The 15,347-nt window shown below is 45.3% G+C and carries 15 protein-coding genes and 1 pseudogene; 9 read left to right on the forward strand and 7 right to left on the reverse strand.

Annotated features, from left to right (window positions below; translation table 11 throughout):
- Positions 1-134 precede the first annotated feature (134 nt).
- The 4 genes and pseudogenes from QUB26_RS04765 to argB form a co-directional block, all read right to left on the reverse strand.
- Positions 135-1,242: pseudogene (locus QUB26_RS04765) on the reverse strand (IS630 family transposase).
- A 278-nt stretch (positions 1,243-1,520) separates the two neighbouring features.
- On the reverse strand, positions 1,521-1,766 hold the full coding sequence (locus tag QUB26_RS04770; RefSeq protein WP_333246143.1) for a hypothetical protein: 246 nt from the start codon (positions 1,764-1,766) through the stop codon (positions 1,521-1,523).
- A 155-nt stretch (positions 1,767-1,921) separates the two neighbouring features.
- Complete coding sequence (locus QUB26_RS04775; protein WP_333246145.1) at positions 1,922-2,185, reverse strand: DUF4926 domain-containing protein; 264 nt, start codon at positions 2,183-2,185, stop codon at positions 1,922-1,924.
- 163 nt (positions 2,186-2,348) lie between these two features.
- A complete protein-coding gene (gene argB, locus QUB26_RS04780) occupies positions 2,349-3,260 on the reverse strand; it encodes an acetylglutamate kinase (protein ID WP_333053450.1) in 912 nt (303 codons plus the stop codon).
- Positions 3,261-3,506: 246 nt separating this feature from the next.
- Between argB and QUB26_RS04785 the strand changes: the two genes are divergently transcribed.
- Positions 3,507-4,298 carry an HAD family hydrolase gene (locus QUB26_RS04785; protein ID WP_333246147.1) on the forward strand — a complete coding sequence of 264 codons (792 nt, stop codon included), beginning with the start codon at positions 3,507-3,509 and terminating at the stop codon, positions 4,296-4,298.
- A 213-nt stretch (positions 4,299-4,511) separates the two neighbouring features.
- On the opposite strand, the gene mreD is transcribed toward QUB26_RS04785, so the two are convergent.
- From mreD to QUB26_RS04800, 3 genes are all read right to left on the reverse strand, one after another.
- Positions 4,512-5,078, reverse strand: coding sequence for a rod shape-determining protein MreD (gene mreD / locus QUB26_RS04790; protein WP_333316991.1), 567 nt, complete (start codon positions 5,076-5,078; stop codon positions 4,512-4,514).
- Positions 5,075-5,881, reverse strand: coding sequence for a rod shape-determining protein MreC (gene mreC, locus QUB26_RS04795; RefSeq protein ID WP_333053446.1), 807 nt, complete (start codon positions 5,879-5,881; stop codon positions 5,075-5,077). The genes mreD and mreC overlap by 4 nt, the downstream gene beginning before the upstream one ends.
- A gap of 87 nt (positions 5,882-5,968) precedes the next feature.
- Positions 5,969-6,976 (reverse strand): rod shape-determining protein, encoded by a 1,008-nt coding sequence (locus QUB26_RS04800; protein WP_333053445.1) that lies wholly within the window; start codon positions 6,974-6,976, stop codon positions 5,969-5,971.
- Between the two features lie 330 nt (positions 6,977-7,306).
- Here QUB26_RS04800 and QUB26_RS04805 point away from each other — a divergent pair, with 330 nt between their 5' ends.
- The 8 genes from QUB26_RS04805 to QUB26_RS04840 all read left to right on the forward strand — a co-directional run bounded on the left by QUB26_RS04805 (position 7,307) and on the right by QUB26_RS04840 (position 15,114).
- Positions 7,307-7,666 carry a single-stranded DNA-binding protein gene (locus tag QUB26_RS04805; protein WP_333246150.1) on the forward strand — a complete coding sequence of 120 codons (360 nt, stop codon included), beginning with the start codon at positions 7,307-7,309 and terminating at the stop codon, positions 7,664-7,666.
- Between the two features lie 47 nt (positions 7,667-7,713).
- Positions 7,714-8,235 carry a tetratricopeptide repeat protein gene (locus QUB26_RS04810; RefSeq protein WP_333034929.1) on the forward strand — a complete coding sequence of 174 codons (522 nt, stop codon included), beginning with the start codon at positions 7,714-7,716 and terminating at the stop codon, positions 8,233-8,235.
- 175 nt (positions 8,236-8,410) lie between these two features.
- Positions 8,411-9,016 (forward strand): hypothetical protein, encoded by a 606-nt coding sequence (locus QUB26_RS04815; protein ID WP_333246152.1) that lies wholly within the window; start codon positions 8,411-8,413, stop codon positions 9,014-9,016.
- 347 nt (positions 9,017-9,363) lie between these two features.
- Positions 9,364-10,668: a TldD/PmbA family protein gene (locus QUB26_RS04820; protein WP_333246155.1), complete on the forward strand. Its 1,305-nt coding sequence runs from the start codon at positions 9,364-9,366 to the stop codon at positions 10,666-10,668.
- A 221-nt stretch (positions 10,669-10,889) separates the two neighbouring features.
- Positions 10,890-11,714, forward strand: a complete 825-nt coding sequence (locus QUB26_RS04825; protein WP_333246157.1) for a DUF3153 domain-containing protein — start codon at positions 10,890-10,892, stop codon at positions 11,712-11,714.
- 199 nt (positions 11,715-11,913) lie between these two features.
- The gene (locus tag QUB26_RS04830) at positions 11,914-12,303 is read left to right on the forward strand and encodes a LapA family protein (RefSeq protein ID WP_333246159.1); all 390 of its coding nucleotides are present in this window, start codon (positions 11,914-11,916) and stop codon (positions 12,301-12,303) included.
- 80 nt (positions 12,304-12,383) lie between these two features.
- Positions 12,384-13,199: a segregation/condensation protein A gene (locus QUB26_RS04835; RefSeq protein WP_333246161.1), complete on the forward strand. Its 816-nt coding sequence runs from the start codon at positions 12,384-12,386 to the stop codon at positions 13,197-13,199.
- Between the two features lie 751 nt (positions 13,200-13,950).
- Positions 13,951-15,114, forward strand: a complete 1,164-nt coding sequence (locus tag QUB26_RS04840) for an NDP-sugar synthase (RefSeq protein WP_333053433.1) — start codon at positions 13,951-13,953, stop codon at positions 15,112-15,114.
- Positions 15,115-15,347: the final 233 nt, after the last annotated feature.

Here is a 15,347-nt window from a genome sequence, read left to right on the forward strand (position 1 = left end):
CTCAAAAAAGCCTTTGAAAAAAAGGAAAAAGAAGCCTGCGGTCTAACTGTACCCAGTTGACCGTCAGGTTAGTTCACGCAATTTATAGTTGGTAAAACTCGCCTCTACAGGTTTGGGGAAAATGCCAGCAGATATCAATTACTCCCACAATATTGCATCATTCTTAACAACAAGCTTTCCGGCCTATTCCACAAAGAGTAAATTTTCTTGTAGGGAGTAGGGTTGGGCACTCTTAGCCCGCCCTCATTTAAAAGTTTATGTAACAGTGATTCTAGTTTTTCAATTCAAATAATCTATTAGCAACATATTCCTTGGCGGAATGCCATACTAATTCAACTACGTTATAGTCCGGGCTATATTTGGGCAAAAACTCTATGATTAGATTCGGCATTTCTGACGCTATTTTCTGCAAAGTCTCTGCTTTTTTATGAAAACTAGCGTTGTCCAAAATTATCACAAACTTACAGCCTTTATCTTTAAAGTGTTCCGCTAAATTTCCTTGCAATATCCACTCGGATTTTAAATCTTCATAAAGAATTTTCAGCACTGCATAAAAATTAGCATAATTCCCAGAGGGAATAAAATATACCCATTTTTTTATCTTAATATCTTACTCCACCCATAACATTAATACGACTTTTTCGTCGCTCTCCTATGAATGTTACTTCGAGTTACTTTTATACACCAGTTCTTCCTTCTAATCACCCTTAAACTAAATCCACTCTCGTTCTAAAACCATACCTGCAAAAGGTTTGGATATTACTTTTCTATTTTTAGATACTCCGCTAATTTATCTTTAAATCAACCCCTTTATACGGTATTTTGCTTAGACTCTAAGCTATATTTAGCCGAAAGGGAAACATACTTTTTTGAGTTTAAAATCCTCCTAAATAGGGTACTACTCAGCTCTATTCCTGTCTGCTCTCCTAGATGTATTGCAAGTCTAGCTGTTGTCCATATTCCGAACTCATAACCATATTTCTCAGGCTCTATTTCAACTGTTTCTAAAAGTAAATCAATGTATTTTTATGTGGCTTTTCGGTAATTACCCTTCATCCTATTATCTTTAAAACTGTCTAAATTATCAGGATGACCATGAATGCGACCGTAGGCAACTTTTATGAGAGAACATCCAATTAGTTCAGCAGTCTGAGCTTGTGTATTTCCGTTGTTTAGTAATAAAAATATTAACGCTCTTTGTCGAATGTCTGGATGCTCATGGTCTTTTAATGCTTGTTGCAGAGTTTACTTTGTCTCGGAACTGAGAAAGTTTTTAGCAGGCATTCACTTTTTCTGAATATCATTATGTTATATTATACCAATATGCGTTTTAAATGCACAACAGCTTAGACACTTCTGTTGAGCTGTGATTGTGCCACCATTATAAACGCTGAAATCATCTGAGCTTAAGACCCCAGCAAATTCTGTACCCAGCATGGTTTCTAGTTCCACACGTCACAAAAGTATCCGCGGAATGGAATAAACAGAATCCCTCTCCACTAGCCGCCCATAGCCCTTCTTTAACCCCCATCAAACACTCTTAGCGTTTCATCTACATGAACATTTGATTGCACGCCCATTTCCACAGTGCATTTATAGCTGGCTTTACCGCTGCTGCTACTCGTTGATTGGTCTTTTGGAGTGTTCCTACTCCCACTTCTATCGTGTGATGGAGGAATCGAAGAAGTCTGACTGGTGGTTCGACTTTTTCCCGTAGCAATGGCTAGTTTTTCTTGCAATTCTTCAATTATTTTTTGCAGCCCCATTACCAGTTATACCAGTTCAGCTTGGCTCAACTGCTCGATTTGGATTTTTTCTTTCTGTCTGGTGGCTGCGGGCTTTTTCATTCGTTTATTTTACCAGCTTTTGATACTTAAGTCTTTTTTGACCTGAATCCTTACCTTCTATTGTCCTCACATTACTAAGCAACTGCAAGTTCATATTGCAGAACTAAAATTTCATCAGCTTTCAACATAGCCATAGCATATTCACTCCCTTGACTATCAGCAAACTCCACTAAATACTGACATTCCTTTCCCGTATCATACACTTCAACAATAGTTCCCACAAGTCCAACTGGTAAACTAGAAATAGATGCGTATTCTGGTTCCACTAGCGCTAATCGCGTATTGGCAATCGGCTTGAGAATCGCAACAGAATCCAAAACTCTAAAGTGCTTGATCATAGTTTAAGAAAAGCTGAAATCCAACAACGGTTAGAAGTAGTTGAAGTAATTTCCTAGAAGTACCTTCTCAAGGTTTTTAGGGGCAGGTTTAGTTAGGATATACGCGATCGCAGCGAGTTTACCCATTTCACGCACCCGCCCTCCCCACGCTAGGATTTACCCCTTACTTGGGCCTTAAGTTCGCGCTACTAAACTCAGAAGCCACAATCATCGACCCAATCCCCGCATCGGTAAATATTTCTTGCAGCAAAGCATGAGGAATTCGACCATCAATAATGTGAGCACCCTTCACACCCTGAGCCAAACTCCGCACACAACAGTTAACTTTCGGAATCATGCCCCCAGACACAACTCCCGACTCAACCAACTGTCTCGCTTCCTGAATATCTAACTTAGCAATCAGACTCTCTGGTTTGTGATAATCCTCTAAAATTCCCGCAGTATCTGTCATCAAAATCAACTTTTCTGCTCCCAAACCAGCGGCAATTTCCCCAGCTACCGTGTCAGCATTAATGTTGTAAGATTGACCGTTTTCATCGGCGGCCACGCTCGACACCACCGGAATATAGCCGCTGTTCACCAAAGATTCCAAAATCTGGATTTTCACGCCGCTGACTTCACCCACAAACCCAATTCCTTCCCGCCCATCTGGACGAGCTTGAATCAGGTTGGCATCCTTGCCGCACAATCCCACTGCTTTGCCGCCAGCTTGGTTGATTAACGAAACAATTTCCTTATTTACTTTACCCACCAAAACCATTTCTACAACTTCCATTGTCGCCGCATCAGTCACCCGCAAACCATCCTTAAATTGCGGCTCAATTCCTAATTTTTCGAGCCAAATATTAATTTCCGGGCCGCCGCCGTGAACCACAACCGGACGCATCCCCACGCAAGCTAGCAGCACAATATCCCGAACCACCTTGTCTTTGAGATTGCTATCTTTCATCGCCGCACCGCCATATTTGACCACTATGGTGCGACCGGCAAAGTGTTGAATGTAAGGCAGTGCTTCGGACAGCACCTCTACTCGATTAGTGTCCGAATTCCTAACAAAATCGCTTTGTTTGAGCATGGGTAAATTACAGAAGACTAAAAACTTAATTCTAAACTTTAATGGCTAAAGCACATATTAACAGCCACAAAAATCACTTTTTCTCTGAATTTTATCGACGCGCAGGCTCGATCGCCCTTATTGATCCCAATCTTCAAAAAATTCATAGGTTTTTTTAATAAAAGCATTAAAATTTATGTATTATAACTTATACATTTTTTGCTACAGTCAAGAAATGTATAACTCCCTAGATTTACTTAACGTTTTATGTTAACTGCTGTCGCCCAAGACTCGGAAAACCTTCAGTACAACCTACCATCAGAGGCTGACTCGTCCCCCCGGATGACGGTATTTTGCGATTTAGACGGGCCCATAGTCGATGTTTCCGATCGCTACTATGCCACCTATCAACAGGGATTGGCCGATACTCAAGCAGCTTATCTCGATCGGGGAATCAACCTCAACCTTCAAATCCTCAGCAAACAGCAATTTTGGCAAATGAAGCAAAACCGCGTGCCCGATGCTGAAATAGCCAAAAGTTCCGGCTTGTCGGGAGAAGAAATTAACGTTTTTTTAGGATGCGTCAGTCAAATTGTCAATCAGCCAGACTTGTTGCACTTAGATCGCATCCAGCCGGGAGTGCAATGGGCGATCGGACTTCTGCACTCCCGCGGCGTGCGACTGATTTTAGTCACCCTGCGGCCGAGAAATCAAGCCGTTCAACTGTTACAAAATTACGGTTTAGCCAGACTGTTTACCAGCATTCGCGGCACTCAGATGGCGGATGCGGCCTATCACAACTATACAGCCTTAAAAACTGAATTGTTGGCTGAAGTGGCAGAAGAATTTGAGTCATCGCTGGGTTCGGCTTGGATGATCGGAGATACAGAAGCAGACATCCTCGCAGGAAAAGCATTAGGAATACCTACAATTGCCGTTACCTGCGGAATTCGCAGCCGCTATCAACTGCAAAAGCACCAGCCTAATTTCATTCTCAGCGATTTGATTATTGCCGTTCATCACTTATTAGGTTCGGCTCAACAAGTAATAGTAGAATGACTACAGTTAACTGTTGACTGTTGACTGTTGACTGTTGACTGTTAACGGTTAACTGTTAACTGTTAACGAATGACTAATGACTGTTGACTGTTGACTGTTAACGAATGACTAATGACTGTTAACGAATGACTAATGACTAATGACTGATGACTAATGACTAATGACTAATGACTAATGACTAATGACTGATGACTAATGACTAATGACTAATGACTAAGATTTTTCTACATTCCTGGTCATTTCCCACAAGCGATTGAGCGGAAAATAAATCACCGGAGCCCAAAGACTGCTAAGAATAGCAGAACACAAAGCCACTCGCTGGTGATAGCTCCAAATTTCCAGTAAAGCCCGATCGCCCATAGAAAAAAATTGCAGCCCCATCACCGTTTCCGCTACCACCGCCATCCCAAACACAATTAACGCGATCGGAATCGGATCTCTCTCAACAATATCTACCGGAATCGACCAGGTTTTCTGCAAAACAACTGTTAAGACTCCTACAACAACTAGACTGACAGCATGGGTGGGATGAGGAGCCGTCATCGCATCTTGAAGGAACCCCAAAACCAAGCCCATGCTAGCGGCTCCCCAAACTGTACGTTTCCGCTTAATACTCCAAGCTACCAACCAAATTAACAGCCAGTTAGGCCCAATTCCCAACAATTCCATTCCCGGCATCCGAGTGGGCAATATCAGTATGCACAGCATCACAGATAGAAATGTAACTGCGAAGTTAAGAAATGGGCGCGATCGCGAAGACATCCGATATAAAGCTTTCATTGTTGCTGTGCTCCCTCAGATGGTGCAGAAGATTGACTCTGCGAATCCTTCGGTTCGGCTTGCTTAGAGTGGGGGTAAACCACCGCCCACTCCAGAGCATTCATCGGTGCAGAAAACTCAACCACAGCCTCTGGAGCCGGAGTTTTATTCATATCCACCGAAACCACTTTTCCCACCGGCAAACCAGGAGGGAACAACTGACTGTAAGAAGAAGTTGAAACCACATCCCCAGGCTTGACATTGGGAACATTCTCAAAAAACTCCATCACCGCCTGATTTCCGCCTTTCCCGCGCATAAAACCCATGTGACGACTGCGGGTAATTCCCACACCCAATTGACTCGTAGCGTCGCTGACTAACAGCACCAAGCTAGTATTAGGAGTAACGCTGACTACTCTGCCTACTAAACCGCCGGGACTCATCACAGTAAAATCTGTTTTAATGCCATCATTACTGCCGCGCCCCAAGGTTACTTGCTGCCACCAGTGGTCGGCGCTGCGACCAACAATAGGAGCTACAATCCCTTTAGGTTTCTTAGCAGAAACGTAACCTAAAAGCTCTTTTAGCTTTTGATTTTGAGTCTCTGCTTCTAATAGTTGGGCTTGCAATTCTTGAGTTCGCGCCGAGATGAGTTCCTCTTGTCCAGAGCCGTTGGCGTGAAACGGACGAGTCACCCAATTGTAAACTTCAAATACTGCCGCACCTTGTGTTTGTCGAACTCCCCAAGCGGCAGTTACAGCTAAACCTAAAAGAGCTATTTGCAGCCGCAGATCCCACCACTTTCGGAATGTATTTTTTAGCATAATTTCACTAATCTAAAATTGTTAAGTCAGGATTTTAGATTTGAGATTGCAGCCGTATTTCTAAATCCACAATCCCAAATTTGTTAACTACATATTACGCGACGACTGCCCGCTGAAAACCCGTTCCAACTGTTTGTTTTCCAATACTCTACCAGTTCCCAAAACCACGCAGCACAGCGGATCGGCGGCCACGTGAGTGACAATTCCTGTTTCGTGACTGATCAGAGTATCTAAACCTTTCATCAGCGCGCCACCACCAGCCAGCATAATTCCCCTGTCAATAATATCTGCTGCTAATTCCGGCGGGGTGCGTTCCAATGTACGCTTGACAGCTTCCACAATTACTGAAAGCGGTTCCGACATACTTTCGCGAATTTCTGGGCCTTTGATCGTAACAGTTCGCGGCAAACCCGACAGTAAGTGCAAGCCCCGCACTTCCATCATTACATCGTCATCCTCTGGAGTTGGATATGCAGAACCAACCTGAATCTTAATTTCTTCAGCAGTGCGTTCGCCGATGACCAAATTGTGAACTTTTTTCATGTATTGGACGATCGCCTCATTGAGTTCATCGCCGGCTACCCGCACAGACTCACTGATCACCGTACCTTGCAAACTCAAAACCGCAACTTCCGTAGTACCTCCGCCTATATCTATAATCATATTGCCAGTCGCCTCAGCAACAGGCAGTCCAGCCCCGATCGCCGCCGCGATGGGTTCATCAATTAACCGTACTTCTCTAGCACCGGCCTGAGTCGCCGCCTCAATGACAGCACGCCTCTCGACTCCGGTGACACCGCTGGGGATGCCAATAATGATCCGTGGCGAAACTAAGCTTCGGCCTTCGTGAACCCTGCGGATAAAAGTCTTGAGCATTAGTTCGGCCGTATCGAAGTCTGCAATTACCCCGTCGCGAAGCGGGCGCAGTGCTATGACATTCCCTGGCGTGCGGCCGAGCATTTTTTTAGCTTCTTCTCCAACAGCCAGCGGTATTTTTAACTCTTGGTCGATCGCCACTACAGAAGGTTCCTGCAGAACAATACCTTTGCCCGATACATAAACGAGCGTGTTAGCAGTACCGAGGTCGATACCCATATCTCTAGATAACGAAAATCGATTGAGAAGACCCACTGATTCGTACCCCCCCCAAAAACTAAAATACTATTGTGTGCAATAATGTTGTTACAAAAGTGTAACCGAGGTGGATTCTATTACGTTTTTCATCCTGAGTCTAGTCAGAAATGTACATTGTCGAGCTCAGGTTGAGCGCAGACTCGCCAATCATCCACCATCAATATGTTCTCCTAACTGGGTGTACAATCAGGATGAAGCCTCACAAGCGCTGTTCCAAGTTCAGTTTGGAGGCTAAGGCGCGTGTGGACTGTTTAACTACATCACCGATCGACCACATTCCCAAAAAAGTTTATGAGTCTTAATGTTGTGACTTTAGTAGGCCGCGTCGGCGGCGACCCGGACGTGAAGTATTTTGAGTCGGGTACAGTTAAGTGCAGATTGACGCTGGCAGTCAACCGCACATCCAAGAGCAGCGATCAGCCAGACTGGTTCAATTTGGAACTGTGGGGCAAGGATGCACAAATAGCTGCTGACTATATTCGCAAGGGTCGGTTGATTGGTGTCAAGGGTTCGTTGAAGTTCGACCGCTGGCAAGATCGCAACACTGGGGCAAACCGATCGTCCCCTGTCATTAAAGTAGACCGATTTGAGCTATTGGATTCAAAACGGGATGCAGAATCGAATAGATCGCAACACAACAGCGAATTCTAGCGTTTGGGGAATTAGGGAATTAATATTTGTGAATTGGGTGGGTGCTCGTGACTTCAGAAAAGTTAGAAATTGTTCAAACTGAGTACCAAGCTGGGCAAGTAGCTTTTGAGAGTGGCCGGTATGCTCAAGCTGTGCAGAGTTTAGAAACAGCTACCGGTTTAGTCGATCGAAATTCCCGGTTGGGCGGTGAGGTGCAGATGTGGCTAGTGACAGCCTACGAAGCCTCTGGCAACACAGAAAGGGCGATCGAGCTTTGCCGCAAGCTCACCCGCCATCCCCGCCAAGAAACCCGCCAACAAGCAAAGCGCTTGCTGTTCATTCTCGAAGCTCCCAAACTCACTATCCCTCCTGAATGGATGGTGAAAATCCCTGATTTGGCAGCTTTAGATGAAAATCAATCAATCAGTTTTCAAGCTAATCCGAACGCTGATATCAAGTACGCTAAACCCAAGCCAGTCGTACCAGAGCCTGTAGATTTGAGTCAGGTTAATACGAAAGATAATAGGTTTATCTGGGTGGCGTTAATTGCGATCGGGCTAATTTTAGGCGGCTTATTTCTTAGTTATTAATCATTTGTTTAATTTCATATGCGGTCGATTACCCAATATGGTAGGGGCGGGTTCACCAACAATACTCGCCAATAATTGACAATCTCAAAAACCCGCCCTGGTCGCTATATTATAGTCAATCGATCCGACATGATATCAAACCATTGTTTGCATAAGCCCTGAGAGAAGTTAAGCAATGCCTTTTAGCAATTATAAAAGTATCAGCGCGGTCGCCAAAGAATTCCAAATTAATTATCGGCGGGAAAATTTCATTATCGAAACAGAATTTGCAGTCAGCGACGTTTTTCGGAATGAATTAGAATTGATTTTCAATGAGGGAGTATTTGACAACTCGGAAATCGCCATTTGTGAAAATATCATTTACCCTGTATTAAAAGAAGTTTGGAAAAATTATCGCAGTAATTTTCTCCTCTGGAGTCACCAAACCTTAGTCTATAATGAGAATCTGTCAGGAATTCCAGATTATATATTGGCGAAGCGCTCCCCCCTCGGCACAGTAGTTTTTGACAAGCCCTATTTCATATTAGTTGAAGCCAAGAAAGAGAGCGCATTTGATGAAGGATGGGGGCAGTGTTTGGCAGAAATGATCGCCGTGCAGCGACTTAACAATGAACCGGAACAAACTATCTTTGGTATTGTTTCTAATGGGGCAATGTGGCAGTTTGGCAAGCTCAAATTAGAAATCTTTACTCACAATAAAATTTTCTATACAATTCAGGACTTAGAGCGACTGTTTGCAGCCGTTAACTATGTTTTTAAACAGTGTGAATTACAATTATAGAGGAAGGCTCTTCAGTTTTGGGCGCGGGTGTCGAGAAACCGGGTTTTTATGGAAATACTTCGCTGTAGCCGGCAGATTCACGAAAAAACCCGGTTTCTAAGTTTAATTATTTACAGCAATCTTTGGAGATTTTACAGCAATTGCGATCGCCCGACGCGGAGACAGTGAGAGAAATTATTGCTATGGTTCAGCAGATGGCTGGGGATTGATGGATGCACTTCGACTAAAGAAACCGGGTTTTTCGCAGCTTTTCGATGGTGTATCGATATTCTGGGAAAAAACCCGGTTTCTGGCCACACCCTAAATCGCTAAAATAAAAAAAAGACCAAACCAGAAAGGCTATTATTGTGAGCGATTCAACCATAGAGCAGATTTTGAAATTGGCCTCTCAGCGCGCCGATGCCGCTGAAGTATACTACCTGTCGAGTCAAGACACCCCCATCGAATTTGAAAACAATCGCCTCAAATCCCTGCAAACCAAAGCACTGCAAGGCGTCGCACTCCGGCTGATTTACAACGGCAAAATCGGTTTTGCCAGTTCCACAGACTTAACGCGGATAGACGATTTAGTAGATGCAGCCATTCAAACAGCCGAAATCGGCGACCCCGCAGAATTTGAACTCGCTTCCAACTTCCACCTCAAAGGCCCGGAAACCACCTACACTCCGCCCACAACTCAAGAATTAGTCGAAAACGGCAAAAACCTGATCGAGCAAGTTCACGCCTACAATCCCGATATTATGGTAGATGTCGGCTTCCACGTCCGCAGCGGGCGCGTCAAAATTGCCACGACGCGAGACGTGTATGCCGAAAGAAGCAGCCAAATAGTCAGCGGGACTATTGCTGGCAATTTGGTAAAGGGAGAAGACTTTATGCAAGCATACAGTTACGATGTCGCGCGCGATCGTCCCCTGGACACCAACAGCATCCTCCAATCACTCCTCGAAAAATACCGCCTCGCCGAACATTCAGCCACCATCGCCAGCGGTTCCTACCCAGTATTATTTACCCCCAATGCCGCCGCTAGCACCCTCGGCGGCTTGTTTGATACCATCCTTTCAGGTCAAGCAGTAGTTCAAAAAGCCTCTCCCCTAGCCGACAAAATCGGCGAAGCCTTATTTGACGAACGCTTTACCTTTTTTGAAGACCCCACTTTAGGCCCTTCTGCTTGTCCCTTTGACGACGAAGGTACACCCACCACCCGCAAAGTCTTGATAGACAAAGGTACTGTCACCGGATTTTATTGGGATCGCAGGTGGGCTGCTCGCGCCGGTGTACAATCAACCGGCAACGGTTTTCGTGGCGGATTGTCTCGCCCAGGCCCTGATTTGACTAACTTTTGCATTTCCCCAGGAAATACCGCCACTCAAGACTTGATTGCTAGCATGGACGAAGGTCTAATAGTAGAGCAGGTTTTAGGTGCCGGTCAGTCCAATCAGTTAGCCGGCGAATTTTCGGTCAATTTGGACTTAGGCTATAAAGTAGAAAAAGGCAAAATTGTGGGTCGCGTCAAGAATACAATGGTGGCAGGCAGCATTTTTGAAGCGTTTAAAAATTTGGCAGATTTGAGTAGCGAAGCCGAATGGGTAGGCGGTGCGGCATATTTGCCGAGTATGCTGTTTCAACAGTTGGGTGTAGCTTCGAGGCAATAAGTTCAGTGCGGTTTTACTCGTTACCAGGCTCTGCCTGGTAATACAGATGATGAGGCTCTGCCTCGAATTTGGATGAAAGCTTGCGAGGCAAAGCCTCTGGACATGGGTTCCCAGGCAGAGCCTAGGAACCAGTTAACGTGCGAAACAAACATAGAAACAGTGTCGGCAATTCAACGCTTTGCTAATTCATGCAAATAGGTAAAAATAGGGAAAAATATATAATGAAAGAGCAAAATGTCAAGGATGGAACTGGGAAGAAGAAAAAGCACTTTTTCTTTCTTTTACCTTTGGTTTTTTGCCTTTTAACTCTAGTGACTGGATGCGTTCAGTACGATGTCGGGGTCAACTTTGAGAGTCAAACTCGCGGCGAAATCGTGCAGCACATTAAACTAGGGGAAAGGTTGACGAGCTTCAGCAGCGAAACTGTTGCAGAATGGTTGAAAAGCGTAGAACGCCGGGTGAGGTTGCTGGACGGAAAAACTAAACGGGTTTCCCCCACAGAAGTTCTAGTGACGATTCCTTTCAATAATGGAGCCGAGTTGCAAGACAAGTTCAACCAATTTTACAATCCGATCGCACCAACGACAAAATCTCTGGTTTCAAGTCGGCTAGAAACCGATTTGCCGAAGTTTGAATCTCACCTGAATGTCAAGCAGAATAATTTGTTATTGGTGCTGAGAAATCGGTTGAGTTTGGAATTGGATTTGCGCTCTCTTTCACTGCTTTCTTCTAATGGCAGTCTGCTGCTGAGTCCGGGGGGACTTTTGGAGCTAGACTTTAGCTTGAACACACCTTGGGGCGCCGAAAGTATTGAAACAGTCGCTGGTGCGCTGGTTCCCGAAAGCTATCAGCAAGGAAAACAGTTAGTTTGGAAGCTCAAACCCGGAGAAGTTAACTATTTGGAGGCGATATTCTGGATTCCCAGTCCCGTAGGAATTGGGGCGCTGATTATTGCCTTATTTGTGGCGGCGGGCATTGCTTTGAAATATCAAATATTGCCAGGGCTGGGAATCGGCAAGAAACCGCAAAACATCGGTCAAACCTAAAGAGGATATGTCCTAGAGGGGCGGCTTAACCAATCTCTTCAATCAACTCTCAGAGCTGCCATCAACCCGCCCCTCCCCGGATATTATGGTTAATTGACCCGATTAGATTTTATAAAAACACTGAGAATATATGCCTAAAAACAGTTGACAAATGGTAAATAATTTGCTTAACCTGAATTGAGAATTAGGAACAGAGAAAATGCGATCGCTAAATTTCTTCTTCATCTTTCTGATTTGCTTGGCTCTAGTATTATTCAGCATCGAAAATACAGAGACAGTCGCGATTCAAGTTATCAAAGGCGTCCAAGTTAAAGCTCCGCTGTGCGTAGAACTAATTGTAGCGACCGGATTAGGGGCAACACTAGCGTGGCTGTTCAGTCTGTGGTCGAGAATGCAGCGAACCCTCGCCTCGCGCCAACAACTCCGCCAAGTTCGCGAAAAAGAGCAGCGGATTCAGGAATTAGAACAAAATCTTGAACGCTATAAAGCCGAAGTAGAAGGCAAACAACCTTTGTTAGAAAGTGCAGAACCGATAAGTTTAGAAATAGCAGCCATTGAAGGCACAACTGCTGAAATAACCGCCAATTAACTTGATATGCTCTCTCGTTTTCCCAGAGGCAAAATCTAAAATCTAAAATCTAGAATCTAAAATCTAAAATCTAAAATCGAATGGCCGCTTCCCGAGACCAAGATGGCTTAGAAACGATTTCCGAGGGGATCGCAATTTTAATTGACCTAGCCGAACGGGGAGAAATTGATCCTTGGGACGTTAAGGTAATTGAAGTGTTCGATCGATGTCTGAGCAAGCTTACGAACGCCTGCGATGCAGATCAGAGTAAGGATTTCTCCGATTTGTCCCACTCCGGCCAAGCGTTTTTGTACGCTTCAATGCTGGTGTTGCTCAAAGCAGAAAGTATCGTCCTCTCAGAACCCCCCGAGAATCCCGACTCGGCCGACGAGCCGGCAGTAGAAGACGCAGAGCACTCAGGCGGGCGACACTTGCCCCAGCATTTAGAGCGACAATTGCGCCGTCGCGGTGTAGCTCAACTACCGCAAAAACGACCGGTGACTCTCCCAGAACTGATTGAGCAGTTGCAGCTAATGAAAGCAGCAATGGAGCAGACAGTTACCCCCCGGCGCCGCCCTACCTCAAAAATGCGATCGCAAGCGGCCCAGGCTATCTTTGAGCTAGCTCACCAAGAAAATCTCGTAGAAACTGCTAGTGAACTCGAACGGTTTCTGGCTCAGCGGGGCGCGGAAATTGACGAGGGTTGGCTGGACTTGGACAACTTGCTAGAGCTCTGGCATCATAAGGATTTGCACTCCTCTGTCAACCCAGAACACCCGGTATCGACTGGGGAAGTTCACTTGCCAAATCATGACCGCGTAGGTATTTTTTGGGCGTTGTTGCTACTATCGGCTCAGTCTAAAGTAGAGTTGCTTCAAGAGGAGTTTTATCAAGACCTCAAAATCCGCGCGCTTTGAGCTTAGAGGGTATTAGGTTCTCGGGCGAAACTAATAACTATGCCACTGCGTCGGTTAAAATTCCAGGGAGAATCTCGCTCTATGGCATTCTGTTGCTGAGTCCCGAATGCGGAGAGTGGCAGTGCGAAGTTCTTGGTGATTCCCTATTCCTGGTTTCTTAAATCTAGGTAAATTGGGGATGAATGATTGATAGCCTGGTACGATGTCGCCTATAAACTGGTCAGGATTTTGCTGTGCTCGATCGATTCGACGATCGCAACCGCTAGCATCTAATTGTTCAGTTGATATCAGTTAACAGAGGGTTGAGGAAGTTAAGAGTCAGGAACTCAGGGCTAAAGCCACTGAGCTTGTAAGAAATTGCAAGCTGTTCTGACCAGACCCCTCGAAAGAGGAGACGTTATTTAGGTCACGACACCGGAGAATGCGACGCTAGTTTTCCGCTCTGTCATCTGCAATTAAACAGTTTTAAAGTCACTGAAACAGTGTTGCAGGTCTAACAAGCTTTTATAACCAGGTCGAAGCGAACATTACCCCGAAAGGGAGGCTCCATAAGAGCAAACATTATGCGTACAGAGTTGCAAGGTTTGAGGCGCTAACTGTCCTGCCGAAAGTGCATTACAAAAGTACACTCCTGTCGAGCAACTCCAAGGCGGTAATGGATACAGAAAGATTAAAGGCGGTTGAAACCGCCCGTGTCGTTTCCCTCTCAGGTCTTTCATACCCTGAGTTTCCCACTTACCGAGTTTTTCTTATGAAAGCGATGATTCTGGCGGCCGGTAAAGGCACTCGCGTCCGTCCTATTACTCAGACAATACCCAAACCGATGATTCCCATCCTGCAAAAGCCAGTGATGGAGTTTTTGGTTGAATTGCTCCGCCAGCACGGATTTGACCAGATTATGGTCAATGTTTCCCACCTGGCAGACGTGATTGAAAACTACTTTCGCGACGGTCAAAAGTTTGGGGTACAAATTGCCTATTCTTTTGAAGGGCGAATTGAGGAGGGAGAACTGATTGGAGAGGCTCTCGGTTCTGCTGGTGGCATGAAACGAATTCAGGATTTCTCGCCGTTTTTTGACGATACTTTTGTGGTGCTGTGCGGCGACGCTTTGATTGACTTGGACTTGACTGCTGCTGTGAAGTGGCACCGGGAAAAAGGGGCGATCGCTACTATTGTTATGAAATCGGTTCCCCGCGAGGAAGTTCCCAGTTACGGAGTGGTGGTAACAGACGAGTCTGGCAAAATTAAAGATTTCCAAGAAAAACCTTCTGTAGAGGAAGCTCTGAGTACCGACATTAACACTGGTATTTATATTTTTGAACCGGAAATATTCAAATACATCCCTTCGGGCCAGGAATACGATATCGGTTCGCAGTTATTTCCCAAGCTAGTAGCAGAAGGCGCGCCTTTTTACGGAATTAGCATGGACTTTGAGTGGGTGGATATCGGCAAAGTTCCTGACTATTGGCGGGCAATTCAGAGCGTGCTGCTGGGACAAGTTAAAAATGTTTCGATTCCGGGAATTGAAGTGCGCCCCGGCATTTACGCTGGTTTGAATGTAGCTGTTAACTGGGATAAAGTTGATATTACTGGGCCTGTTTACATTGGCGGGATGACGATCATTGAGGATGGAGCAAAAATTGTCGGCCCGACAATGATTGGCCCAAATTGCTGGCTTTGCAGTGGCGCCACTGTGGAAAACAGCGTGATTTTTGAGTATTCCCGTTTGGGCCCGGAGGTGCGGTTGGTTGACAAACTGGTGTTCGGGCGCTACTGCGTTGATAAAACCGGGGCTGCGATCGATTTGCAAGCGGCGGCTCTCGATTGGCTGATTACTGACGCTCGCCAAGTTTTACCCACTCAACACGGAGAAGAGCGGCGCGCGATATCTGAAATTCTCGGTAATGGTGGATAATTGCTAATTGCTAATTGCTAATTGGTAATTACTCAAGGTAAGGTGCGCCTAGCGCACCCTACTTTTACATTTACGATCTCAGCTTTCAATTCTGGTTATGTGCTTAGGTTGCACCTCACCTCTTCCACCATTCTCAAGAACAGGCAAGATGCCTGTTCCACAAAGAGTAGATTTTCTTGTGGAACAGGCATCTTGCCTGTTCATAAAAGGCTTATTGACAGTGGTGCAACATC

It is taken from the genome of Microcoleus sp. B4-C1 (genome assembly GCF_036705285.1).
In the GTDB taxonomy this organism is placed as follows: Bacteria; Cyanobacteriota; Cyanobacteriia; order Cyanobacteriales; family Microcoleaceae; genus Microcoleus.